The sequence below is a fragment of the Achromobacter dolens genome (genome assembly GCF_902859745.1).
GTDB lineage: Bacteria > Pseudomonadota > Gammaproteobacteria > Burkholderiales > Burkholderiaceae_B > Achromobacter > Achromobacter dolens.
Map to the genome: position 1 here is coordinate 1 of NZ_CADIJW010000060.1, position 23,740 is coordinate 23,740.

General features: G+C 69.0%; 19 protein-coding genes. 5 read left to right on the forward strand and 14 right to left on the reverse strand.

Features of this window, described 5'->3' with window-relative positions; translation table 11 throughout:
* From HV783_RS26020 to HV783_RS26070, 11 genes are all read right to left on the reverse strand, one after another.
* The coding region (locus HV783_RS26020; RefSeq protein ID WP_175190151.1) for an iron chelate uptake ABC transporter family permease subunit at window positions 1–839 on the reverse strand (839 nt) is incomplete at its 3' end.
* A complete protein-coding gene (locus HV783_RS26025; protein ID WP_254604047.1) occupies window positions 836–1,873 on the reverse strand; it encodes a FecCD family ABC transporter permease in 1,038 nt (345 codons plus the stop codon). The genes HV783_RS26020 and HV783_RS26025, both read right to left, overlap by 4 nt.
* On the reverse strand, window positions 1,873–2,988 hold the full coding sequence (locus HV783_RS26030) for an ABC transporter substrate-binding protein (RefSeq protein ID WP_175190152.1): 1,116 nt from the start codon (window positions 2,986–2,988) through the stop codon (window positions 1,873–1,875). Before HV783_RS26030 ends, HV783_RS26025 begins: the two co-directional genes overlap by 1 nt.
* 39 nt (window positions 2,989–3,027) lie before the next feature.
* The gene (gene fauA, locus HV783_RS26035; protein WP_116791167.1) at window positions 3,028–5,244 is read right to left on the reverse strand and encodes a TonB-dependent alcaligin siderophore receptor FauA; all 2,217 of its coding nucleotides are present in this window, start codon (window positions 5,242–5,244) and stop codon (window positions 3,028–3,030) included.
* A gap of 155 nt (window positions 5,245–5,399) precedes the next feature.
* Complete coding sequence (locus HV783_RS26040; protein ID WP_054504313.1) at window positions 5,400–6,629, reverse strand: multidrug effflux MFS transporter; 1,230 nt, start codon at window positions 6,627–6,629, stop codon at window positions 5,400–5,402.
* 130 nt (window positions 6,630–6,759) lie between these two features.
* Entirely contained in the window at window positions 6,760–7,674 is a 915-nt protein-coding gene (locus HV783_RS26045; protein WP_116791168.1) for a helix-turn-helix transcriptional regulator, read from the reverse strand.
* Window positions 7,675–7,883: 209 nt separating this feature from the next.
* On the reverse strand, window positions 7,884–9,050 hold the full coding sequence (locus HV783_RS26050; protein WP_054416988.1) for an aromatic ring-hydroxylating oxygenase subunit alpha: 1,167 nt from the start codon (window positions 9,048–9,050) through the stop codon (window positions 7,884–7,886).
* Between the two features lie 39 nt (window positions 9,051–9,089).
* Window positions 9,090–9,881 carry a siderophore ferric iron reductase gene (locus tag HV783_RS26055; RefSeq protein ID WP_175190153.1) on the reverse strand — a complete coding sequence of 264 codons (792 nt, stop codon included), beginning with the start codon at window positions 9,879–9,881 and terminating at the stop codon, window positions 9,090–9,092.
* Window positions 9,836–11,689, reverse strand: a complete 1,854-nt coding sequence (locus HV783_RS26060; protein WP_175190154.1) for an IucA/IucC family protein — start codon at window positions 11,687–11,689, stop codon at window positions 9,836–9,838. Before HV783_RS26060 ends, HV783_RS26055 begins: the two co-directional genes overlap by 46 nt.
* Complete coding sequence (locus HV783_RS26065) at window positions 11,686–12,291, reverse strand: GNAT family N-acetyltransferase (protein ID WP_175190155.1); 606 nt, start codon at window positions 12,289–12,291, stop codon at window positions 11,686–11,688. The genes HV783_RS26060 and HV783_RS26065 overlap by 4 nt, the downstream gene beginning before the upstream one ends.
* A 17-nt stretch (window positions 12,292–12,308) precedes the next feature.
* Window positions 12,309–13,706 carry a lysine N(6)-hydroxylase/L-ornithine N(5)-oxygenase family protein gene (locus HV783_RS26070; protein ID WP_175190156.1) on the reverse strand — a complete coding sequence of 466 codons (1,398 nt, stop codon included), beginning with the start codon at window positions 13,704–13,706 and terminating at the stop codon, window positions 12,309–12,311.
* 376 nt (window positions 13,707–14,082) lie between these two features.
* Here HV783_RS26070 and HV783_RS26075 point away from each other — a divergent pair, with 376 nt between their 5' ends.
* From HV783_RS26075 to HV783_RS26085, 3 genes are all read left to right on the forward strand, one after another.
* Window positions 14,083–14,697, forward strand: a complete 615-nt coding sequence (locus tag HV783_RS26075) for an ABC transporter ATP-binding protein (RefSeq protein ID WP_231132945.1) — start codon at window positions 14,083–14,085, stop codon at window positions 14,695–14,697.
* A complete protein-coding gene (locus HV783_RS26080; protein ID WP_054504182.1) occupies window positions 14,688–15,488 on the forward strand; it encodes an ABC transporter permease in 801 nt (266 codons plus the stop codon). Before HV783_RS26075 ends, HV783_RS26080 begins: the two co-directional genes overlap by 10 nt.
* Before the next feature lie 155 nt (window positions 15,489–15,643).
* Window positions 15,644–16,270 carry a VTT domain-containing protein gene (locus HV783_RS26085; protein WP_254604049.1) on the forward strand — a complete coding sequence of 209 codons (627 nt, stop codon included), beginning with the start codon at window positions 15,644–15,646 and terminating at the stop codon, window positions 16,268–16,270.
* A 145-nt stretch (window positions 16,271–16,415) separates the two neighbouring features.
* Here HV783_RS26085 and HV783_RS26090 read toward each other — a convergent pair whose 3' ends face one another.
* On the reverse strand, window positions 16,416–18,644 hold the full coding sequence (locus HV783_RS26090; protein WP_054416996.1) for an NADP-dependent isocitrate dehydrogenase: 2,229 nt from the start codon (window positions 18,642–18,644) through the stop codon (window positions 16,416–16,418).
* Between the two features lie 444 nt (window positions 18,645–19,088).
* Here HV783_RS26090 and HV783_RS26095 point away from each other — a divergent pair, with 444 nt between their 5' ends.
* Entirely contained in the window at window positions 19,089–20,615 is a 1,527-nt protein-coding gene (locus HV783_RS26095) for a winged helix-turn-helix domain-containing protein (protein ID WP_175167948.1), read from the forward strand.
* 237 nt (window positions 20,616–20,852) lie between these two features.
* Complete coding sequence (gene ilvA / locus HV783_RS26100) at window positions 20,853–22,439, forward strand: threonine ammonia-lyase, biosynthetic (RefSeq protein WP_081273490.1); 1,587 nt, start codon at window positions 20,853–20,855, stop codon at window positions 22,437–22,439.
* Here the strand turns inward: ilvA and HV783_RS26105 are convergent.
* Together HV783_RS26105 and azu are read right to left on the reverse strand one after the other, a co-directional pair.
* Entirely contained in the window at window positions 22,436–23,278 is an 843-nt protein-coding gene (locus HV783_RS26105; RefSeq protein WP_175190158.1) for an ABC transporter ATP-binding protein, read from the reverse strand. The genes ilvA and HV783_RS26105 overlap by 4 nt on opposite strands.
* A gap of 4 nt (window positions 23,279–23,282) precedes the next feature.
* The gene (azu, locus tag HV783_RS26110) at window positions 23,283–23,738 is read right to left on the reverse strand and encodes an azurin (protein WP_054504178.1); all 456 of its coding nucleotides are present in this window, start codon (window positions 23,736–23,738) and stop codon (window positions 23,283–23,285) included.
* Between the last annotated feature and the right edge of the window lie 2 nt (window positions 23,739–23,740).

A 23,740-nucleotide genomic window follows, 5' to 3' on the forward strand; every position in this document is an offset into this window, starting at 1 on the left:
ATGAAGGCGATCGGCCCGGCCACCGCGACCGCGGCGGCCGCGGCCAGTACCGCCACCAGCGTGGCCGCCAGGCGGCTGCGGGCCGGCGGCGCGCCCAGGGCCTGGGCCAGGTCATCGCCCATCTCCAGCAAGCGCAGGCGGGCGCACAGCGCCAGCGCCAGCGGCAGCAGCACGGCGCAGGCCGATCCGATCAGGGCGACGTCGTGCCAGGTCCTGCCGGCCAGGCTGCCGTTGAGCCAGGTGGCCGCCAGATAGGCCTGTTCTCGCCGCAGGTTGGACAGGCCGTATTGCACGAAGGCGAAGGCGATCGCACCCACGGCGATGCCGGCGATGACCATGCGCTGCGGCGAGGCGAAGCCGGCGCCGGAGCCGAACCAGACGCCGGCCGTGGCCAGCAGCGCGCCCGCCGCCGCGCCCCAGGCCACCGGCATCAGGCCCGGCCAGACCATGGCCACCGCCACGGCGCCGGCGGAGGCGCCAGCCGTCAGGCCGATGACGTCGGGGCTGCCCAGCGGATTGCGCGTCAGGCTCTGGAACAGCGCGCCCGACAGGCCCAGCGCGGCGCCCGCCCCCAGCGCCGACAGGGCGCGCGGCAGGCGCACCGTTTGCACCAGCCATTGCTCCACGGCGCCGCCGCTGCCTCGCAGCGCCTGCCACAGCGCGGCCCAGGACAAGCCGGGGTCGCCGGCGCGCAAAGCGGTGACGGACAGGACGCCGGCCATCGCCAGCAGCAGCGCGGCGCAGGCCAGTGAGCGCGGCGCGACAGGCCAGGCCAGCCACGCCCCGATGCGCAACAGCGGGCGGCGGCGAGCGGTCATGGCCGGCGCGGCGCGGGTCATGCCGGGCTCCGCGCGCGGCTGCGCAACGCCGCCAACAGGAAGGGCGCGCCGATGAAGGCGACCACTACGCCGGTGAGCAGCTCCGCGGGCGCGCGCAGCAGCCGCGCCAGGATGTCGGCCACCAGCATCAGCAGCGGGCCCAGCACCACGCAGTACGCCAGCAGCCAGCGCAGGTCCGGCCCCGCGTGGCGGCGGGCGATATGCGGCACGGCCAGGCCCACGAAGGCGATGGGGCCGGCGGCGGCGGTGGCGGCCGCGGCCAGCACCGCCACGCACAGCAGGCCCAGCGCGCGATACAGGCCGGCGCGCAGGCCCAGCGCCTGCGCCAGCGCGGGGCCCAGCGCCAGCAGGTTGAGCGGCCGCGCCAGCGCGGCGGCCAGCAGCAGGCCAAAACCGATGTAGGGCGCGGCGCGCCATGCCGCGTCTAGCGATTGGCCCGCCAGCGATCCCACGGCCCAGAAGCGGTAGGCATCGAAAATGTCGTCGCGCAGCAGCGCCACCGCCTGCACATAGGCGAACAGCACCGCGTTGACGGCGGCGCCGGCCAGGATCAGCCGCACCGGTTGCAGCCCGCGGCCGCCGGCGCCGATCAGGTACACCGCCGCCGCGGCGCCCAGCGCGCCGGGCAGCGCGGCCCAGAATGGATGCGCCGGCAGGCCGCCCAGGACCAGCGCGGCGGTCACGATGGACGCGGCCGCGCCGGCATTCACCCCGAGCAGGCCCGGCTCGGCCAGCGGATTGCGGGTCAGCGCCTGGATCAGCGCCCCAGCGACCGCCAGGGCCGCGCCGGTCAGCACGGCCAGCAGGGTGCGCGGAATGCGCGAGGCCACTACCAGCGCCGCGTGGCTGTCGTCGGGTTGCAGCAGCGCGCGCCAGACCGTGGCCGCCGAGAGGCCGCGCGAGCCGAGCCACAGGCTTGCCAGCACGGCGGCGGCCAACAGCATACAGGCGCCCAGCAGCAGTGGCGCGCGCAGGCGTGGGCTGTGGGAGGGCGTGCCATCGACGCGCGCCGCGCGGGGCTGGCGCGGCGGCATCAGGGCGCGGCTCCGCCGGCCTGGGCATGACGCGCGGCCTGCGCCAGTTGCGGCGCCAGCCGGTCGAGCATCCAGGCCACCGCCAGCGGCGTGCCGGATGACGAGGCCATGACCAGCGCCGGGTCGCTCAGTGCCACGTAGGCGCCGCGCCGCACCGCGGCAATCGAGGCATACAGGGGCAGGGCTGCGGCGCGGTCGCGCTCTTCCGGGGTGTAGAACCAGGACACCAGGATGTCGGCGTCGCCGAGCGCATCGGCGTGCTCGAAGCCCAGGTAGTGGGCGAAATGCCCGGCGCTGGCCCGCAGGCCGCGCACCGACGGCGCCAGGGTCAGGCCCATGGCCGTGAGCGTATCGACGCGCGGATCGCCGGCGACGTAGGCAGCGAAATTGCCCGAGCCCAGGTCGGCGCGTACATAGGCGAAGGTCTTGCCGGCCAGTTCGGGGTAGCGGCGCGCGGCCTGCGCCAGCGCGTCGTGGATGCGCGCCTTGAGCGGCCCGGCGCCCTCGCGCCTGCCGAGCGCCGTGGCGATCAGGTCGATCTGCGTGTCGACGGGCGTCAGGAACGGCTGGCCGGGATAGGCCACCACCGGCACCAGCCGCGACAGTTGCGCGTAGGCCTCGGGCGTGACGCCGGAGAACGGCGCCAGCACCACGTCCGGGCGCAAGGCGATGATCTTTTCGATATCCAGTTCGGGGTACACCGTGATGCGCTCGGGCAGCGGCTGGCCGGTGGCCTCGATGGCGGCGCGCACCCAGGGCCAGTAATGGTCGGCGTCGCCGCCCCAGTCGGCGCGGCCCACGCCCACCGGCACCACGCCCAGCGCCAGCGCCAGGTCGTCGGCGCCCAGGCCCAGGGTGACGACGCGCCGGGGCGGGGCCGTGATGACCGCCTTGCCAAGCGCGCTGTCAAGCGTCACCGGAAAACCGGCAGCCGGCGCATCGGCGCCGTCGCGCGGCGCGGGGCCGGCCGTGTTCGTAGCGGCGGTGGGCGTCGCGGTGGCGGCGGGCGGCGTGGGCCGGTCGCACGCCGACAGGGTGCAGGCCATGACCAACGCCGCCGCGCACTGGGCGGCGCGGCGGCGCCAGGGCACCGCGATGAATCGATGCAAACGCATTGTGCCGGGAAGCTCCTTGGTGGGTCGTCAGCCGCCGCTTCAGTACTGCGCGCGCAGCGTCAGCATGACGTTGCGCGGCGCGCCATACCAGCCCTGGCTGTAGAAGCCGATCTGGTCGTAGTACTTGCGGTCGAACACGTTGTTTAGGTTGAGGGTGGCCGAGACCTGCTTGCTGAAGTCGAAGCGGGCCATCAGGTTGACCAGCGCGTAGCTGCCTTGCTCCACGTCCACATTGCCGCGCGGGCTGGCGGCGGAGCGGTAGATGCGGCTTTGCCAGTCGACACCGCCGCCCACGGTCAGGCGGTGCAGATCGCCCGGCAGGCGGTAGGTGGTGTAGACCTTGAACAGGCTGCGCGGATGGCTGGTGTTGATCGGCTTGCCGTCGGCGTCCTTGGCGGTGAAGTGGGTGTAGCTGGCGCCGAGGTTCCAGCCGGGCATGAGCTGGCCGCTGGTCTCCAGTTCGAAGCCTTCGACCTTGGCGCCGGAGACGGCACGGTACGCCTGGGTGCCGGGCATGCCGATGACCGACTCGCCCGGGATGGCCTGTGCCAGGTTGTTCTGGCGGGTCTGGTACAGCGATGCGGAGGCGTTCAGCAAGCCGTCCAGGTAGGCCGCCTTCAGGCCGACCTCGTAGCTCTTGCCGTCGATCGGCGGCAGGATCGAGCCGCTGGGCGAACGGGCGTTCTGCGGCTGGAAGATCTCCGTATAGCTGGCGTAGGCCGTGTAGGTGCTGTTGATGTCGTACAGCAGGCCGGCGTAGGGCGTGAACTGGTCGTTGATCTTGTACTGGCGCTTGCTGCCGAAGTAGGTCTGGTTGGTCTCCCAGTTGCTCCAGCGTCCGCCCAGGATCAGGTGCAGCGGATCGGCCAGCGAGAAGCGGCCCACCGCGTAGGCGCCGGTCTGCTTGACGCGCAGGTCGTCCGCGGGCGTCTTGTTGGCGGCCCAGGTGGGTTCGGCCACGTGATCCTGGCGCCAGTCAAAGAAGCTGCCCAGCGCGGGCTTGGCGCCGGTCTGCAGGTACTGGCCGATATTGCTGTGGTCGTTGACGCTCATCCAGCCCAGCGCCAGTTCGTGCTTGCGTCCGAACAACTGGAACGGGCCCGACACCGTGAGGTGGATGTCATCGCGCGAACGGTCGCCATCATAGTTGTTGTACGCGCTGGTCATGCCGGCGCCGGTGACGCGGTCGGGGTAGCCGCCGCGGAACAACTGCTTCATGCGGTAGTCGCCATCGTTGTGGCTGTAGGCCGCGCGCACCTTCCAGTCATTGGCGAAGCGATGCGTCAGGTCGACGAAGGTGGTGGTGGACTCGGTGTCGATGCGGGCCCAGCGGGTGTTGTTGGCCACCGAGCGGTTGAAGTCGGTGCGCGAGCCGTCGCTGTAGAACAGCGGAAAGCCGCTGCCGAAACCGTTGCTCTGGTTGCGGGAATACTCGATGCCGGCGGTCAGCACCGTGTCCGGCGTGAGGTCGGCGCTGATGACCCCATAGAAGGTGCGCTTGCGCGAATCCAGGAAGGTCACGTAGCTGTCGCCCTGGTCATAGGCGGCGACGAAGCGCGAGCGGATGCGGCCGCCTTCGGTGACCGGCACCGACAGGTCCAGGTTGCCGCCGACCTGGTTCCAGCTGCCGGCGCTGGCGCTGCCGGACAAGGCGAACTCGCGCAGCGGCTTCTTGCGGATGAAGTTGACGGCGGCCGACGGATTGCCTGAACCGGTCATCAGGCCGGTGGCGCCGCGCACGATCTCGACGCGGTCGTAGATGGCCGAGTCGATGTCGGTGGCGCCGTAGTTCCACAGGCTGAGGATGGGCGAGTTCAGGCCGTCGAACTGGAAGTTGTCGATATCGAAGCCGCGCGACGAGAACGCAAAGCGGTTGCTGTCGCTGCGCGAGACCGAAATGCCCGGCGCGCTGGCCAGGATCGCGCCGGTGTCGCGCAGGCCCTGGTCCTCGATCTGCTGGCGCGTCACCACGCTGACGGACTGCGGCGTCTCGCGCGGCGACAGCGTCAGGCCGGTGGCCGTGTTCATGGCATCGGTGGTGTAGGAATGGGTGCCTTCGGTGGTGCCCGGGATGCCGGCGCCGCTGACGGTGACGGCGGGCAGTTGCGCCACGTCGCCACTATCGGCGCTGGCGGCGCTCTGGGCGGTGGCTTGCTGGTGGGTAAGGGCGGAGCAGAACAGGGCCGTCTGAATCGCGTAGACAAGGGGGCGCACCCGGCGCGGACGCGCGGCGGGCAGGGGCGGTACGAACGGCATGAGGGCAAGCTCCAGCGGAAAAATTTGGTAGTGAGAATTATTGATTTTTACCGTTGTGCTGATGTATGCCGGACGACGCGATGCATATGGAGAATGCCGTTGGCCCGGTGCGCCGCCGCGCGGACATGCCCGCTCGAAACCCGCGGGCCGGCACGCTAGCCCAGGCCGGCCTCGGTCTTGGCCACGGGGGCGGCGCGGCGGTGCAGCCAGGCCCAGCCGATGGCGCTGGCCGCCACGCAGGCCAGCATGGCCGCCGCCAGCCGCAGCGGCTGGCCATAGACCAGCGGCACGCCCCAGCCGCTGGCCACGGAGAATGTCAGCATCTGCATGAAACCCAGCACGGACGCGGCGGTGCCCGACAGGTCCGGCACGTGCCCCAGGATGCGCAATGTCATGGCCGGCACGCCCATGGCCAGGCCGCAGGTGTACAGGCCGGGCAGCAGCACCGCCCAGGGCAGGCGCGGCGGCTCGGCGGCGGCCATGTACAGCACATAGGCCAGGCAACTGCCCCCCATCAGCAGATAGGCCAGCAGCGTGATGCGCCCATCCGACCAGTGCCCCGCCTTGCGCGCGGCCAGCAGCGCGCCGGCCATGGCGCCGGCCACCAGTGGCACGAACAGATAGGCGAAATCGGTTTCCGGCAAACCCAGGACGTTGACGATGAAATCGGGCGCCGCCCCGATCAGGAACCCCTGGGCGGCGAACAGCAGGCTGAACGCCGCGCCCAGCGCGGCATAGCGCCGGTTGCCCAGCACGCGCGCATAGTTGCCGCCCAGCGTGCGCCAGGCCAGCGGCTGGCGCCGCTCGGGCGGCAGCGTTTCGGGCAGGCGCCGCGCGCACAGCAGCCAGGCGGCGCCGGCCAGCGCGGTCAGCAGCAGGAACACGGATCGCCAACCCTGGTGCGCGGCCAGGTAGCCGCCCAGGATCGGGGCCAGCGCCGGCGACAGGTTGAACACCAGGATCAGGTAGGACATGGCGCGGCGCGCCACCGCGCCGTCGTAGCAGTCGCGGATGATGGCCTGTCCGACCACGATGCCGGCGCCGGCCGACAGGCCCTGCACCGCGCGCCCGGCCAGCAGCCAGCCGAAGCTCGGCGCCAGCGCCGCCATCAGCGCGCCGGCGACGTACACCCCCAGCGCCGTGAGCACGACGCGGCGCCGTCCCAGCGAGTCGGACAGCGTGCCATGCAGCAGCAGCATGGAGGCATAGCACGCCATGTACACGCCCAGCGTCAGTTGTACGGTTTCCTGCGGAACGGCGAATTCCCGGCCCAGCGCCCCGAATGCGGGCAGGTACGCGTCGATGGTGGCGGGGGCGACACAGGACAGCAGGCCCAGCATCAACACCATGACGGGAAAGGAAGGCAGGGGTTCGCGGCGTGACACGACGGCATCCATGGCAGGGGCTTCCCGGGCTGGGAAGCGCTGTCGCATGGTCGCCTGTCATGGCGGGTTGCAGGAATGGAGAACGCCGCGAGAGCAATGGGCGCCGCCGTAAGCCGTGCACGGCCGGCGCTCAGTTCAGTTCGCTGGGCGCGATGCCGTAGCGTTCGCGGAACGCCGTGGCGAAGTTGGTGGCGTGGCGGTAGCCGACGAAGTGCGCGGCCTGCTGCACGCTGCATCCCTGGGCCAATTGTTCGCGCGCCACCTCCAGGCGGCGCTCGCGCAGCCAGCTGAAGACCGAGCGCTGGTAGGCGGCCTGGAACTTGGCGCGCAGCGTGCTGGGGCTCATGCAGGCCAGCCGCGCCAGGTCGTCCAGCGTATGTTCCTCGCCGGGCGCGTTGTACAGGCGCTCGCGCACCCGTTCCAGCAACTGGCGATCGCGCTCGGAAACGGCGCTGTCGGCCGGCGCGCGCTGTTCCAGCGTGGCCAGGGCGTGCGCCAGCAACTGCGTGGCCACGCCTTCGCGCAGCATGGCCTGCAGCGGGCCGTCCCAGCCGCAATCGAGCAGGTGTTCGATGGCCTGCAGCAGATGGCCCTGCACCTGCCAGCGGCGCAGCCGCAGCGACGGTGAACGCAGCGCTTTCCAGATCAGCTCGCTGGTCGGGTCGTCGCCCGCGCCATCCGGGTCGGACAGCGACAGGTTGACGCTGCGCAGGCGCTGGCCGGGCGCGTGGATGCCGGTCATGGCAACGGTGTCGCCGTACAGCGCGCTGACGCCGCTGTGCGCGGCCAGCCTGACGTCGTCATGGCGATCGATGCGGGTCTGGGCGTTGCCCTGCAGCATGACGATGGCCGAAAAACGTGGCGACATCATCGAGGTGGCTTCGTAGTGCTGGTGCACGCGCACATCGGACAGCACCAGCGTCAGGCCGGGGCGGATCGCGTGGGTCTCGACCCGGCCTTCGGCGATGCAGAGGGTTTCCGGATCGCCCCGCAGCGCGCCGCTCAACTGCGGCAGTCGGTAGTGGAAACCGCTCTGGCTGCCCATGCGGTTGAAGTCGGCGACGGTGAATTGGGCGGGGGAGGGTGATGGGTTCAAGATCGTCACTCGCGTTACGGGATGAGCCCCTAAGATGGCCGTTCACAAGCCATTGGATGTGAGAATGAGAATAACATATGTTCGCATTGTTGCAGCTATTCTCACTGATCTGGCACCATTTTGTGGCGCCATGCCCATTTCCCCCCCCGCCACCCGCCTCAAGGCGCCGCGCAATCGCCCAGCTCGTCTCCCATGATGTCGCGATACCACTCGTGGAAATGCTGCATGCCGTCTTCCATCGGCGACTGGTAGGGGCCGCTTTCGGAAGTGCCGCGGCGCAGCAGCGCCAGCCGGCCGGCGTCCATGCGTTCGCCGATCTCGTCATCCTCGACCGCCGTCTCCATGTAGGCCGCGCGCTGCGCCTCGACGAATTCGCGTTCGAACAGGGCGATCTCCTCCGGGTAGTAGAACTCGGCGATGTTGATGGTTTCCTGCGGGCTCTTGGGGTACAGCGTGGAAAGCACCAGCACGTGCGGGTACAGCTCGATCATGTGGGTGGGGAAGTAGGTCACCCAGATCGCGCCGAACTCGGGCGCCGAGCCATCGCGATAGCGCATCAGCGTGTCGTGCCAGTCGCGGTAGACGTCGGAGCCGGGCTTTTCCAGCGAATCGTGCACGCCCACGCGCTGCAGGCTGTGCCGGCGGCCGAATTCCCAGCTCAGGTCGTCGCAGGTGACGAAGCGCCCCAGTCCGGGATGGAACGGCCCGACGTGATAGTCCTCCAGGTAGACCTCGATGAAGGTCTTCCAGTTGTAGTTGCACTGGTGCACCTCGACGTGGTCCAGTACGTAGTCGGAGAAATCGAATTCCGGGCGCTCGAACAGGTGGCCCAGGTCGGCGCGCGGGTCGCGCGGGCCTTCGAACAGCAGGCCATGGCAGTTCTTCAAGGGGAAGCGCGGCAGGTTCAGGCATGGCGTGCTGGGGAACTGCGGCGCGCCCAGGATCTGGCCGCGGTTGTCGTAGGTCCAGCGATGCAGCGGGCAGACGATGTTGCCGCCGCTGGCCGACAGGTTGCCGGCTGGGTTGCCGGGGCCGGTGACCGCGCCGGTCTCGCCGCCCAGGATCAGCGCCTGCCGGTGGCGGCAGACGTTCGAGACCAGCTCGACGCCCTGGGCATTGCGCACCAGCACGCGGCCGCCGTCCTCGTGCGGCAGGCGGCGCCAGTCGCCCGGCTCGGGCACGCCTTTCTCGTGGCCCACGTACAGGGCCGATTGCTTGAATATCCGTTCCTGTTCGCGGGCGAACAGGGCTTCGTCGAAATAGGCCCGAACGTGCAGCGGGCTCAACGCCTCGCGCACATGCTCAAGGCGGCCAATGTCCGTCATTTCCGACTCCTTGTGCCATCCCGCAAGGCCCGGCCGCCCTCAGGCGGGCACGGCGCTCTCGGCGTCGATCCGGGTCATGCGTTCGGCAAGATCCAATTTGGGGCAGGTGCTGCAGTAGTCGCTGTCGCGCCTGCGGAAGTAGTGGCAGCAGACCTGCCGGTCCACGGCGATGACCGGCAGGTCCGCGCGCCGCCAGGTCAGGTAGCCGCTGCGTCCCGGGACGCCAAGCAGGTCCATCCACGCGCCGGCCTGCCGCTGGGCCCAGGCATTGGCGGCGTCGCCGTCGTCATGGCGCGCCGCCAGCAGCGCGTAGAGCACGCAATCGGCCTGCATGCACTCGGCGGCGCGCGGGCTGACCCGCAGCACCTGGGTCAATTCGCGGTAGAAGGTGGCGCAGATATTGCGCAGTTGCGCGGCGGCGGCCTGCATGCGTTCGCGCAGGCCGGCGCGCAAGGGGGCATGGCGCTCCAGGGTATAGCCGATGATGAAGCCGTCGTCCGGCACCGGCTGGGTCATGCGCGACAGGTCCGGCACGATCTCGCTGCGGTGCGCGGCGATCACGCTCAGGTAGACGGGCTGCCAGATCAGCAGCCCCCAGCAGCGCAAAGCCAGGTAGTGCGGCCCGGCTTCCGGATAGCGCTGCCCCCAGACATCGCGCAACCGCGCGATGGCCTGGGCGTTGTCGGCGCCCGGGCGGATGCCCGGCCCGGGCGCCGCCGCGACCTGGCCCGACAGCCCGGGCACCAGGCGGCCGGTCAGCGCCAGCAGGTCGTCCAGGTCGTGGTTCACGCAAGCGCTCGCACGGTGTCGGCCTGGCTCTGGCCCAGCCATTGCGGCCGATAGCGGGCGATCGGATTGGCCAGGTTGGGCGCCATCTGGAAGCTGCCGATGGGGTCCGCCAGGTTGACCATCTGCAGGTTGTTGGCCAGTTGCAGGCGGTTCAGGCACGAATGGATCATCTCGGGAGCGAACAGATCGTACTGGCGATACTTTTCCAGCCGCTCGGGATGGGCCTCCTGGTAGGCGGTGATGCGGCCGGCCACCAGTTTCCAGAAGGCGTCCTCGTCCATCACGCCGTGGTCGGCCAGCACTTGCGCCAGGTGGCGGAAGTAGCCCTCGAACACATCGACGAAGATGGTCAGCAGCTTGTATTCCTCGGGCACATCGGCGGCCAGGCGGCGGGCGTTCTCGGGCAGGGCGGCGTTCGGGTTGAGGATCGACGATTCCTCGGCGATGTCCTTCATGAAGGCGCGCACGGGCACGTGGTCCTCGACCACCAGGATGACGTTCTCGCCGTGCGGCATGAACACCAGGTCATGGGCGTAGAAGCAATGCACCAGCGGCGTGAGGTAGGCATCGACGTAGCGCTCCAGCCACGCGGCGGCGTCCAGACCCGAGGCGCGGATCAGCTCGGGCAGCAAGGCGCCGCCCTGCGGATCGACGTGCAGCAGCGCCGCCATGGTCATCAGGCGCTGGTTGGCGCCGATCAGCGCGGTGGGATTCTCGCGCCACAGCGCCGAGAACATCTTCTTGTAGGGCGTGTCGACCGAGATGGCCGCTTCGTAGTAGTAGTTGCGGAATCCCAGCGAGGCCGCTTCGCGCAGGATGGTGAAGCCGTTGCGGCGCAGCCACGGGTCCGACGAGATCAGCCCGTGCAGGTATTCGTTGATGGCCGGCGTGCCGGACATGTAGTACGGCGACAGGCCGCGCATGAAGCCCATGTTCAGGATTGACAGCGAGGTCTTGACGTAGTGCTTGCCGGGCTGGCTGATGTTGTAGAAGGTGCGGATCGACTGCTGCGCCAGGTAATCGTCGTCGCCATAGCCCAGGCACACGATCTTGCGCGTGGCCACGTAGGGGGCGAACGCCAGCGACAGCTTGTTGAACCACTGCCACGGATGCGAGGGCATGAAGTAGTAGTCGGCCGGGTCCAGTCCCTGGTCGCGCAGGGTCTGGGTGTGGCGCGCGACGGTATCCGCGCCCAGTTCGTCGCGCAGCAGGCTGTCGTAGTCCATGGTCGACAGGCAGGCGAAGTGGGCATTGTCCTTGTGCACCGCCAGCCACATCACGCGGATCGGGCTGGCGCATTCCGGGGCGTAGACGTGATAGTCCTCGGCGTCGAAACCCAGGCGGCCGTTGTTGGCGACGAAGCTGGGATGGCCTTCGATCATCGAGGTCTCGATGGTCTGGTAATCGGCCACCGCCAATTCGGCGGCCGAGGGCGCGGCGCGGGTGTGCTTGTAGGCGCTGCCGTGCAGCGTGCTGGTGATCTCGTCCAGGTAGATCGGCAGGCGGTCCTCGGGCATGCCGAGCTTGTCGCGGATCTCGATGACGAACTGCAGCGCGTCCAGCGGCGCGGGCGTGCCGGCCATGGTCTTGCTGATGGATTCGGGCGGGATGCGCCAGTGGCGCATGGCCATCAGTTGCGCGTCGAACTGGTACTCGGCATGGCCGTCGGCCAGGACCAGGCGGTAGCGGTCAAAGCCGGGCGCCTCGGCGGGGCCGAGCCGTTCGGGCTCCAGCAGCCATTCGTGGGCATATTCCGAGATGGCCTTCTTCACCAACAGGCGGTTCACTTTGTCCCAGACCTCGGGCGCGAGGTGGCTGGCGATCTGGGCGGGATGGGGCTGGGTGCTCATAGGGAAGACTCCTGGAGTTGGGCCTGTTCAAACTGCTGCCGGGTGCAGAAGGCGATGCTGGCGGTCTTCTCGCGAAAACGCGCCTGGCCGGCATAGACAAAACCCATGGCCAGGTTGAGCGCATGGATCTTGCTGTTGTTGCTGTCGGGTTCCACCACCACGCGCCGGGCCTGGAGGCGTTCGAACATGAAGCGCATCACGAAGGCCAGCACGTTGCGGCTGAAATTCGGGATGCGCACGCGCGGCGGGCCGATGAAGATGTGCATGCCGAGGTCGCCGGGGCGCACCGGGTAGTGCTCGCCGACCTGGTCGTGGGCGGGGTCGTAGCATTCCACCAGGAAGGCCGGGCGGCCGTCGTGGCTGCCGAGCCAGGCGCCGGCATGGCCGCTGTCGACCAGGGCCTCGTAGAAGTCGCGCACCTGCGCTTCGGTGAACGTCTGCATCGACCAGAAACGCGCGTAGTCCATCGCGAACCACTGGCGCAGCAGGGCGGCGTCGCCGGCGGGATCGAGCGGGCGCAGCGCCAGGCCCGCGCCCTCGTCGTAGTGGCTGCGCGCCTGGCGGTCGATCTCGCCCAGGAAGGCGGCGGTCATGGTGATCATGGCGGGCTCCCGGGGCATCAGACGGTGGCGGCGCGATGGCCGTCCAGCATGGGCATCAGTTCCGGCGCGACGGCGCCGCGGCACGCCGGCGCCGACTGGGCCGCGCGATGCGCCAACACGCCGCTGGCCGGCGGACGGAAGTCCTGCAGCGCGGTGCGCGGCTCGATGGCGTAGTGCTCGTGGCCGGTCAGTTCGCGCAGGATCTGCGAATTGCGGTAGCAGCAGAAGCCCAGGTCGGGATTGGTGACGCCATGGCTGAGCAGGCCGCTGTTCTGCACGAAGATCTCGTTGCCGCCGTGGTCGATGCTGTAGTTGCGGGCGATCTGGTAGTTGCCGTCCTCGGCCCAGGCGATGCGGTCGTGGATCGGATTGACGCACGCGGGGATGCTGCGGGCATAGCCGGTGGCCAGCACCAGGCCGTCGGCCGCGTGCGAGAACACCTGCCCGGTGTCGACGTGGCGGAACTCCAGGTGGTAGCGGGCGGCGTGGCGGTCGTAACGGCTGGCGCACAACTCGGCATTGGTCAGCAGCGTATAGCGGCGGTCGCCGTTGTGGATCTTCTCGTCCAGCAGGTCGTAGATCTGGTTGATGAGCGAGGCGTTGATGCCCTTGTACAGACTGCTCTGCTCGGCCAGGATCTGGCGGCGGCGGTCTTCGGGCAGGTCGTAGAAGTAGTTGGTGTAGTCCGGCGAGATCAGCTCCAGCGTGAGCTTGGTGTTCTCCATCTGGAAAAAGCGCGGCGAACGGGTGATCCAGGCCAGGCTGTAGTCGTGTTCGTCGCTGTCGCGCAGCAGGTCGTGGAACACCTCGGCCGCGCTCTGGCCGCTGCCGACGATGGTGATCGAGGCGCGCCGCTGCAGTTGCTCCTTGTGCCGCAGATACTCGGCGCTGTGGATGTAGGGCGCCTCGCGCCGGTCGCAGCAGGGCGGCAGCACTGGCTGCGACCCCAGGCCCAGCACCAGCTTGCGGCAGCGGACCATAAAGCGTTCGCCATTGACGCTGTGCTGGCCGGTGACCAGGTAGGTGTCGGTCTCGGGGTCGTGCAGCACGCTCTGCACGTCGCTGTTGAAGCGCAGGTTGGGCAGGCGCGCGGCCACCCACTTGCAGTAGCGGTTGTACTCGGCGCGCGTGAGATAGTGGTTCTCGCGCATGTAGTACGAATAGATGCGGCCGGTCTGCTTGCTGTAGTTCAGGTAGCTGTATTCGCTGCGCGGATCGGCCAGGCTGACCAGATCGGCCAGGAACGGGTTCTGCAGGGTGGAGGCCTCGATCAGCATGCCGGGGTGCCAGTCGAAGCCCGGCTTCTTGTCCAGGAAGAGGGCGCGCACGCCGGGCAGCGGGGCCGACAGGCAGGCCAGGCTGAGATTGAAAGGGCCTAGGCCGATCGCGACGAAGTCATAGATTTCACGGTTCATGATGGTTACGCCTTTTGCGGAGTCTCTCGTTGCACGGACGATGCCCGGGGCAGGGCATACTCGGAACAGGGCCGGCTAATCAGGCGGAACGGGACGCGAGCGGCTCGTCGGTCCGTCGGTCCACTGCAACAACAAAGAATTTCCATCGCCGGTATTGCATGAATTGAACATCTGTTTGGGTATGATTTTCATTTGCAATATTGGCACTCTAGCAAATGCGCCCTGGGCGCGACGCATCACCCGCGCCATGCAGGCGGCGCTCATATGCAGGGTGGCAAAGCGCATAGGGACACGATCGGCGGGCATATCGTCATGCGGCGCCAGCGCCGGCAACGCGCCGGTGCGGCGCGGACCTGCGCGGGTTATGCTTGCCGCCATGTCAGATAAACGTCCCGTGCTCAGGCTGCGCGGTGTCTACAGCGAGCGCTTGTCGCCCGTCAGCCTGGATCTCGCGGCGGGGGAATGCGCCGCCATCACCGGCCCTTCGGGTTCGGGCAAATCGCTGCTGTTGCGCCAGGTCGCCGACCTGGACCCCGGCCACGGCGAAATCGAACTCGACGGCGCGCCGCGTTCGGGCATGCGCGGCCATCAATGGCGCCGCCAGGTGATCTACTGCCAGGCCGAGGCCGGCTGGTGGGACGACCACGTCGCCCCGCACTTCGCCGATCGCGCGCGGGCCGCCGAGCTGATGCAGCGCATGGGCCTGCCCGCCGGGAAAATGGACGCGCTGGTGCAGGAGCTGTCCACCGGCGAACGCCAGCGGGCCGCCCTGGCGCGCGCACTGGCGCTGGCGCCGCGCGCGCTGTTGCTGGATGAACCCACCGCCGCGCTCGATCCCGCCGCCACCGAATTGGTGGAAGCCGAGCTGCGCCGATACCTGGACGGCGGTGCGGCCATCCTGATGGTGACCCACAACCCCGACCAGGCCCGGCGCATGGCCCGCCGCGGCTGGCGCATGGCGCAGGGCAAGCTGGAGCCGCAATGGACGTGATCAAACTGCAGGCCACCGACCTGATCATCGCTTCGCTGCTGGTTGTGCTGTCGGCCGGCATTTCCTTCGCGCTGCGGCTCAACCTGCAGAGGCAGGTGCTGTGGGCGGCGCTGCGCACCGTGGTGCAGCTGCTGCTGGTCGGCCACATCCTGCGCATCGTGTTCGCGCACGCGGCGCCCTGGCTGACCGCGCTGGTGGTGGCCGTGATGATGGCGCTGGCGGCGCGCGAGGTCGCCGCCCGGCCCAAGGCGCGCCTGGCCGGCCATGGCAACGGTTATGTGGGCGCCATGGCCGTCGTCGCCACGACGGTCATCACCGCGCTGTTCATCCTGTCGACCGCGTTGCGGCCCGAACCGTGGTACGACCCGCGCTACACGATCGCGCTGGTCGGCATCGTGCTGGGCAGCGTGCTCAACGCGGCCAGCCTGGCGCTGGACAGCGTGTTGTCCGGCGTGCGCCGCGAAAAGCTGGCCATCGAGGCGCGCCTGTCGCTGGGTGCCACGGCGCACCAGGCCTTCGCGGCGCTGCTGCGGGAATCCGTGCGCCGCGGCATCGTGCCCAGCATCAACCAGATGTCGGCGGCGGGCATCATCACGCTGCCCGGCATCATGACTGGCCAGATCATCGCCGGCATGGACCCCATCGATGCCGCCAAGTACCAGATCCTGTTGATGTTCCTGCTCTGTGGCGCCAGCGGCATGGCGGCCATGGGCGCGGCGTACGGCGCCATGCGGCGGCTGACGGACGAGCGTGGCCGGTTGCGGCTCGATCGGCTGATGGCGGACCGCTAGCGCGGGCGGCGCCCATGGCCGCCCCGCGTCGACCAGGCCGCGCCGGCAAATTTGATGAAATATCGACGGGCTCTGCCGCATACTTCGCCCCTCCATGGAATGGCCGGCGTCACCGGCCGCAAAAGAAGGGCGGGATCCGTATGGGCATTACCGAGATGTTTGCGTGGTTGACCAGCGAGCAGGGCCTGATGGCGCTGCTGGCGCAGAACTGGATGTTGGGTACCTGCATCATCGCCGCCATCGTGTTCATCGAGACCGGCCTGGTGGTGATGCCGTTCCTGCCGGGCGATTCGCTGTTGTTCGCGGCCGGCTCATTCCTGGGCCTGGCGGGCATCGATCCGCTGGTGTCGCTGGCGGCCATCACCACCGCCGCCATTGCCGGCGACGCGCTCAACTATGCCATTGCCTCTTCCCGCTGGGGCCAGAAGCTCGCCCACAGCCGCTGGGTCAAGCGCGAGCACCTCGAGCGGGCGCGCGCCTATTTCGCGCGCTATGGCGCCATGACCATCACGGTGGCGCGCTTCGTGCCCATCGTGCGCACGCTGGCGCCGTTCGTGGCGGGACTGTCGCAGATGCCGCGCCGCACGTTCTTCATCTACAACGTGGTCGGCGCCATTGCCTGGTGCGGCTCGATGCTGCTGGCGGGCTACTGGCTCGGCTCCATCGCCTGGGTGCGCGCCAACCTGCACTGGGTGTCGGTCATCATCATCGGGCTGTCGCTGATTCCGGTGGCGCTGCAAGGGTTGCAGATCCGCCGGGCGCGCGGGGTATCGCGGGCCTGAGCGGCGCGGTCGACGGCGCGATGCCGCGTCGGGCCCTGGCCCGCGGTCCGGCGGGCAACCCGGGCGCAAAGAAAAAGCCGGCGGCTCCTTGCGGAACCGCCGGCTTTTTTTGCGCCACCGGGCCGGGCGGCCCGGGGCGGGGAGCTTAGCCGATGCTGGCCAGCACCTGGTTCAGCGTGGCGCTGGGGCGCATGGCGCGGCTGGCCTTGTCTTCGTTCGGCTGGTAGTAGCCGCCGATGTCGACCGGCTTGCCCTGGGCGGCCTTGAGCTCTTCCAGGATCTTGGCTTCGCCTTGCGCGAACGCGGCCGCGGCCGGGGCGAACAGCGCGGCCAGCGCGCGGTCGTCGGTCTGCTCGGCCAGGGCCTGGGCCCAGTACATCGCCAGATAGAAGTGGCTGCCGCGGTTGTCCAGGCCGCCGACCTTGCGGTCGGGCGACTTGTTTTCGTCCAGGAACTTGGCGGTGGCCAGGTCCAGCGTCTTGCCCAGCACCAGGGCGCGGGCGTTGTCGTAGGCGCGGCCGAGGTGATCCAGCGACGCGGCCAGGGCCATGAACTCGCCCAGCGAATCCCAGCGCAGGAAGCCTTCTTCCAGGAACTGCTGCACGTGCTTGGGCGCCGAGCCGCCGGCGCCGGTTTCGAACAGGCCGCCGCCGGCGACCAGCGGCACGATCGACAGCATCTTGGCGCTGGTGCCCAGTTCCATGATGGGGAACAGGTCGGTCAGGTAGTCGCGCAGCACGTTGCCGGTGACGGAGATGGTGTCCAGGCCTTCACGGATGCGCTTGAGCGAGAACTTGGTGGCCTCGACCGGGGGCAGGATGCGCAGATCCAGGCCGCTGGTGTCGTGGTCGTTCAGGTACTGCTTGACCTTGGCGATGACCTGGGCGTCGTGGGCGCGCTTTTCGTCCAGCCAGAACACGGCCGGCGTCTGGCTGACGCGGGCGCGGGTGACGGCCAGCTTGACCCAGTCCTGGATCGCGGCGTCCTTGGTCTGGCACATGCGCCAGAGGTCGCCGGCCTCGACGGCCTGCTCCAGCAGCACCTTGCCCGAGGCGTCGGTGACGCGCACGGTGCCGGTGGCGGGGACCACGAAGGTCTTGTTGTGCGAGCCGTATTCCTCGGCGGCCTGGGCCATCAGGCCGACGTTGGGCACGCTGCCCATCGTGACCGGATTGAAGGCGCCGTGCTGCTTGCAGTCGTCGATGACGGCCTGGTAGACGCCGGCGTAGCAGCGGTCGGGGATGACGGCCTTGGCGTCCTGCAGCTTGCCTTCGGCGTTCCACATCTTGCCCGAATCGCGGATCATGGCGGGCATGGAGGCGTCGACGATGACGTCGCTGGGCACGTGCAGGTTGGTGATGCCCTTGTCGGAGTTCACCATGGCCAGCTGCGGCAGCGTCTTGTAGGCGGCGTCGATGTCGGCGGTGATCGCGGCCTGCTGGTCGGCGGGCAGCGATTGGATCTTGGCGTACAGGTCGCCGATGCCGTTGTTGGGATCGAAGCCGGCCTGCTTGAGGACGGCGGCGTGCTTGGCCAGCACGTCCTTGTAGAACACCGACACCACGTGGCCGAAGATGACGGGGTCGGAGACCTTCATCATGGTGGCCTTCAGGTGCACCGAGAACAGCACGCCCTGGGCGCGCGCGTCGTCGATCTGGGCCTGCAGGAAGGTCTTGAGCTTGGCGGTCGACAGCACGGCGGCGTCGATGATCTCGCCGGCCTTGACCGGGGTCTTTTCCTTCAGCACGGTCTTGGTGCCGTCGGCGGCGGTCAGTTCGATCTTGACGTCGCCGGCTTCGGCGATCAGGGCCGACTTTTCGGTGCCGTAGAAGTCGCCGCTGTCCATGTGCGCCACGTGGGCCTTGGAGTCAGCCGTCCAGGCGCCCATCTTGTGCGGGTGCTTGCGAGCGTAGTTCTTGACCGACAGCGGGGCACGGCGGTCGGAGTTGCCTTCGCGCAGCACGGGGTTGACGGCGCTGCCCTTGACCTTGTCGTAGCGCGCCTTGACGTCGCGCTCGGTGTCGTTGGCCGGGGCGTCCGGGTAGTCGGGCAGCTTGTAGCCCTGGTCCTGCAGTTCCTTGATGGCGGCCTTGAGCTGCGGCATCGAGGCGCTGATGTTCGGCAGCTTGATGATGTTGGCTTCGGGCTGGACCGCCAGGGCGCCCAGCTCGGACAGGGCGTCGCCCAGCTTCTGGCTGTCGTCGAGGTAGTCGGGGAACAGGGCGATGATGCGGCCCGCCAGGGAGATGTCGCGGGTCTCGACCGTGATGCCAGCGGACTTCGCGAAGGTCTGGACGATCGGCAGCAGGGAACGGGTTGCAAGCGCCGGAGCTTCGTCGGTGAGGGTGTAGATAATCTTCGGAGTAAGAGACATGATCCTTGAATCTGTTCGGCGGTGGCGCTAGGCGCAAACCCGAACATGCTATGCGGCGTCAGCCGGTAGATGTTGTCGAGAGTGGGTTCGTATGGGCAGACCCGGGCAGGCCCCGATCGGCTCAACATGGCGCCGCCCGTCCTTTATGTGCTGGTCCAATTGCCCGACCGCCTGGAAGGTGCGAGTGCCACGAGTCGAACATTGTAATACCGTGGCCCGCGCGGCGGGCGCGGAAATGGGCGCCAATCGTCCGCGGCGCGTGCGCGGGACATCGAAAAATGGGATTTTTACCCCAGGAATGGCGCCAAATCGGCGCAATCTGCTGGCTACGACCTGCAAGTATTGGCTAATATTCGGCATCTTCCCGTGCCGCCTGGCGGGGCGGGACAGAGCGGGGCGCCGGATGACGATGGGCGTTGTAGCGCCCTGGCGTGGAGAGAGTCAATGCGGTTTGGCAATTTGTTGTTCGATCCGAAGTTCCGCTATGCCAGCCGTACCGATGGCAAGACAATCCAATTCACGCCGGTCGAGACCGCCGCGCTGGCGCTGCTGACCGCGCACGTCGGCCAGATCCTGCCGCGCCAGCGCCTGCTGGACGCCACCCAGCGCGGCGAGGCCGAGGCGCTCGAGCGCAGCGTCGACCTGCTCATCAACCGACTGCGCGGCAAGCTTGGCGATTCGGCGCGCGCGCCGCGTTTCATCGCCACCAGCTACGGCGAAGGCTATAGCTGGATCGCCGCGCCCGAGGCGGGGCCGGGCGGCGACGTTTATGTCGCCATCGGCCCGGCGGCGGGGCCCGAGGCGTTGCGCGCCGAGCCTCGGGTGCGGGCCTTCCTGACCGAACTGGCCGACGCCCTGAGGGCGCGGCTGCCGAGCGAACGCGGCGTCAGCCTGCTCTCGCTGGCCGCGGCGAACGAGGCGAAGGCGCCGTTCCGGGTCGAGGTCGGGCTGCGCCAGGACGAGGCCGGGGTGCATTGCGCGGTGGTGCTGCGCGAAGCCGCCAGCGGCGCCGCGCTGCGCGCCGAGCGCTGGACCATCGCGCCCACTGACGAGGCCGAGGTCGGCCACACCGCTGCCGCCGCCTTTGCCGCCTCGCTCAAGAGCGAGATCTGGCGCAGCCTGGCGCGCGCCCGCGGCGACGTGGCCGGCCCCACCGACGAGCCGATCGAACTGCGCCTGCATCGTGCCGCCGTGCTGTTGGCGCGCACGCCGCAAAGCTGGCTGGAGTCGGAAATCGAGCTGCAAAAGCTGCGCGCCGAGCAGCCGGACGATCCGCAGACCGCCCTGATGTGGGCCTCGCATCTCTACGCCAGGCTGGTGCTGGACCTGACCAGCGATCCGGCCGAGCTGGAACCGCAGATCGAGGCGCTGGTGTTCCAGGCGTTGCCCCATGTGCGCGACAACCCGATGCTGGCGCTGGCGGCCGCCAAGCTGCTGTGCTTTCTCAGCCATGGGCACCTGGAACTGGCCGAGGCACTGGCCGAGGAGGCGTTTGCCCAAAGCACCGCGTTCGCGTCGGCCTTCGCGGTGCTGGGACAATTGCGGCTGAACCGCGGGCGCCTGCAGGAAGCCATCGACTACTTCGACCAAGGCATCGAGCTGGCCGAGGCGGGCTCGGAGTTCCAGGTATTCCTGATGGTCCTCAAGTGCACCACGCTGCTGGCGCTGGACGACCGCCAGGCCTGCCTGGCGGCCTGCGAGGCGCTGTACCGGACCAAGCCGTTGACGCGGGCGCAGATGGGGCTGTTCCTGTCTTCGCCCGACGAAGTGCTGCCCGACGACCTGCGCCAGATCCTGCTGGGGCTGGACGCGGACCTGCTGCGCCGGCTGCTGGCGCATTTCGAATATCTGTTCGTGCGGCGCGTGCCGGATGCGGCAGCCAGGAAGAACATGTTCCGCGGCGTGCTGGCGCAATTGGCGCGGCACCGGCCGCTCGACGGACTGCCGGCGCGCGTGAGCGCCTACCTGTAGCCGCCGCGGCGGGGGTGCGCACCGCGCGATGACGCGTTCGATTTGACAAACCGACGCGCATGCGGGAAGCTACGCCCCATGACTTTCCGCGCCGTCCGCATTTCGCTGATTATTACCATCATTCCTGGAATGGTGGGTTAACGCGCGACCGCAGTCAGTCAAACAAACCCGCCCCACGAGGCGGGTTTTTTGTTGCCGCCTCTGCCGGGCCCAGTCCCCACGCCGCAGAGAGTTTTCATGCAACAACCGCAAGCCGCCACCGCCAATACCTCCGAGACCGACGCCTTCGCCCCGGGCCGCGCCACGCCCATGGAATACCTGCGCCAGATCCTGACGGCGCGGGTCTACGACATCGCCCGCGAGACCGAGCTGGACCCCGCCCAGGGCCTGTCGCGCCGGCTCGGCAACCGCGTGCACCTCAAGCGCGAGGACAACCAGCCGGTGTTTTCGTTCAAGGTGCGCGGCGCCTACAACAAGATGCGCAACACGCCGCAGGCGGCGCTGGAACGCGGCGTCATCACCGCCTCGGCCGGCAACCACGCCCAGGGCGTCGCGATCTCCGCCGCCCGGCTCGGCGTGCGCGCCACCATCGTGGTGCCGCAGACCGCGCCGCAGGTGAAGGTGGACGCGGTGCGCGCCTTCGGCGGTCCGACGGTGCAGGTGGTGCTGGCGGGCGATTCCTACAGCGATGCCTATGCCTACGCGCAGACGCTGGCCCGCGACCAGGACCTGACCTTCATCCCGGCGTTCGATGATCCCTACGTCATCGCCGGCCAGGGCACGGTCGGCATGGAGATCCTGCGCCAGCACCCGGGACGGCTGGACGCGGTGTTCGTGCCGATCGGCGGCGGCAGCCTGGCGGCGGGGGTGTCGGTGTACATGAAGGCGGTGGATCCGTCGGTCAAGGTGATCGGGGTGCAGACGGTCGATTCCAGCGCCATGGCGCAGTCGATGCAGGTGGGCGAGCGGGTCAGCCTGGCCGAGGTCGGCCTGTTCTCGGACGGCACGGCGGTCAAGCTGGTGGGCGAAGAAACCTTCCGCCTGTGCCGCCAGTACCTGGACGAGATCATCCTGGTGGATACCGATGCGGTCTGCGCGGCGATCAAGGACGTGTTCCTGGACACCCGCAGCGTGCTGGAACCGGCGGGCGCGCTGGCGCTGGCCGGACTGAAGCAGTATGTCGAGCGCGAGGGCGCACAGGGGCAGTCGCTGGTGGCGATCACCTCGGGCGCCAACATGAATTTCGACCGCATGCGCTTCGTGGCGGACCGGGCCGAGGTGGGCGAGGCGCGCGAAGCCGTGTTCGCCGTGACGCTGCCCGAGGAGCGCGGCAGTTTCCGCCGCTTCTGCGCGGTGATGGGGCAGCGCAGCGTCACCGAATTCAACTACCGCATCGCCGATGCCAACACCGCCCGCATCTTCGTCAGCGTGCAGATCGCGCGCCGCGGCGAGGCCGCGGACATCATGCGCGGCCTGGAGCAGGAAGGCTTCGCGGTCAGCGACCTGAGCCACAACGAAGTCTCCAAGCAGCATATCCGCTACATGGTGGGCGGGCGCTCGCCGCTGGCGGGCGGCGAACGGCTGTTCCGCTTCGAGTTCCCGGAGCGTCCGGGCGCGCTGATGAAATTCCTGTCGGCAATGGCGCCGAACTGGAACATCAGCCTGTTTCACTACCGCAACCAGGGCGCGGACTTCAGTTCGGTGCTGGTCGGCATCCAGGCGCCGCTGGCGGACGACGCCGCGCTGGACCGCTTCCTGGCGCAGTTGGGCTACGCGCATTGGGAAGAGACGGCGAACGAGGCGTACCGGCAGTTCCTGATCTAGGCGGCGGCCAACCCATCATGGGCCAGCCCGTGATGGGCCAGCCCATGATGGGCCAGCCCGTGATGGGCCAGCCCGTCCACATGCACCTGGGGTTGGCCTTGCGGGCAGCGCTCCACCCGCGCCAGCACGCCGTAGGCGTGGCGCAGCGTATCGGGGGTGACCACGGCTTGTGGCGGGCCTTCGGCCAGCAGGACGCCGCCGTGCAGCAGCAGGGCATGGTCGGCGTGGCGCAGCGCGATGTTCAGGTCGTGCAGCACCACCAGCGTGATGAGCCGGTGGCGGACGGTCTGGCGCCGCAGCACGTCCATGACGTGGAACTGGTAGTTCAGGTCCAGCGCCGACAGCGGTTCGTCCAACAGCAGCAGGCGCGGACGCCGCACCAGCGCCTGCGCCAGTGACGCCAACTGCTTCTGGCCGCCGGACAGCTCGTCGAGGTAGCGGCTGGCGAGATGGCCGATGCCCAGTTCGGCCAGTACCTGCATGGCCTCGCGCATCAAGGCGTCGCCGCCCTGGCGCGCGCGGCCCGAGCGGGCCGCCACCAGCACCGACTCCAGCACGGTCATGTGAACGCCCTTGGGCAGGGCCTGGGGCATGTACATGGCGTGCTCGGCGCGGCGGGCCGGAGAGAGGCCGGCGAAATCCGCGCCGTCCAGCCGCAGGTCGCCGCCAAGCATGGGATTGAGCCCCGCCAGCGTCTTGAGCAGCGTCGATTTGCCGCTGCCGTTCGGTCCCAGCAGCGCCGTCAGTGTGCCCTCGGGCAGCGGCGCGGCCCGCAGGGCGCGCAGCACCGGGCGGTTGCCATAGCCGGCGGTGAGCGAGCGGATGTCCAGCGAGGCCATGGCGTCAGCGCTGCAGCGCCAGCGTGCCGCGCATGTGCTGGGCGTGGGCCGGGAACGAGCAATAGAAGGTGTAGGACTCACCCGCGGCCAGGCGGCTGACGGGGAACGTGACGGTGGCGGTTTCACCGCCGCCGAGCATCGGCGTCCTGGCCAGGATGCGGCCGTCGCCCGGCGCCAGGAAGTCGTGCGCCGCGCCGGCCTTGATGCCGTCGACCATGACCGCGTCAATGTCCTCGGTCTTGGTCAGCACCCAGTTGTGGCCGGCCTTTTCCTTGCTGTTCTTGCCGGTGTGGATGAGGCGCACCGTGAAGTCCTTGCAGATCGCCGGGACCACGATGTGGTTGGGCGCGAACTTCTTGCCGGGCTGGCCTTCGACGTCGATGCCGCAGGCGGGATCGGCGGCGTGGGCGGCGCCGGTGGCCAGCAGGGCGAGGAAGGCGAGCGGGTAGCGGTATTGCATGG

Excerpts from the sequence above, each read along its gene's own strand:
- HV783_RS26025 (WP_254604047.1), bottom strand. The coding sequence starts at position 1,873 with ATGCCGCCGCGCCAGCCCCGCGCGGCGCGCGTCGATGGCACGCCCTCC.
- HV783_RS26030 (WP_175190152.1), bottom strand. The coding sequence starts at position 2,988 with ATGCGTTTGCATCGATTCATCGCGGTGCCCTGGCGCCGCCGCGCCGCC.
- fauA (WP_116791167.1), bottom strand. The coding sequence starts at position 5,244 with ATGCCGTTCGTACCGCCCCTGCCCGCCGCGCGTCCGCGCCGGGTGCGC.
- HV783_RS26045 (WP_116791168.1), bottom strand. The coding sequence starts at position 7,674 with ATGGGCAGCCAGAGCGGTTTCCACTACCGACTGCCGCAGTTGAGCGGC.
- HV783_RS26050 (WP_054416988.1), bottom strand. The coding sequence starts at position 9,050 with ATGACGGACATTGGCCGCCTTGAGCATGTGCGCGAGGCGTTGAGCCCG.
- HV783_RS26055 (WP_175190153.1), bottom strand. The coding sequence starts at position 9,881 with ATGGCTGGGCCAGAGCCAGGCCGACACCGTGCGAGCGCTTGCGTGAAC.
- HV783_RS26060 (WP_175190154.1), bottom strand. The coding sequence starts at position 11,689 with ATGAGCACCCAGCCCCATCCCGCCCAGATCGCCAGCCACCTCGCGCCC.
- HV783_RS26065 (WP_175190155.1), bottom strand. The coding sequence starts at position 12,291 with ATGATCACCATGACCGCCGCCTTCCTGGGCGAGATCGACCGCCAGGCG.
- HV783_RS26070 (WP_175190156.1), bottom strand. The coding sequence starts at position 13,706 with ATGAACCGTGAAATCTATGACTTCGTCGCGATCGGCCTAGGCCCTTTC.
- HV783_RS26075 (WP_231132945.1), top strand. The coding sequence starts at position 14,083 with ATGTCAGATAAACGTCCCGTGCTCAGGCTGCGCGGTGTCTACAGCGAG.
- HV783_RS26080 (WP_054504182.1), top strand. The coding sequence starts at position 14,688 with ATGGACGTGATCAAACTGCAGGCCACCGACCTGATCATCGCTTCGCTG.
- HV783_RS26085 (WP_254604049.1), top strand. The coding sequence starts at position 15,644 with ATGTTTGCGTGGTTGACCAGCGAGCAGGGCCTGATGGCGCTGCTGGCG.
- HV783_RS26090 (WP_054416996.1), bottom strand. The coding sequence starts at position 18,644 with ATGTCTCTTACTCCGAAGATTATCTACACCCTCACCGACGAAGCTCCG.
- HV783_RS26095 (WP_175167948.1), top strand. The coding sequence starts at position 19,089 with ATGCGGTTTGGCAATTTGTTGTTCGATCCGAAGTTCCGCTATGCCAGC.
- ilvA (WP_081273490.1), top strand. The coding sequence starts at position 20,853 with ATGCAACAACCGCAAGCCGCCACCGCCAATACCTCCGAGACCGACGCC.
- HV783_RS26105 (WP_175190158.1), bottom strand. The coding sequence starts at position 23,278 with ATGGCCTCGCTGGACATCCGCTCGCTCACCGCCGGCTATGGCAACCGC.
- azu (WP_054504178.1), bottom strand. The coding sequence starts at position 23,738 with ATGCAATACCGCTACCCGCTCGCCTTCCTCGCCCTGCTGGCCACCGGC.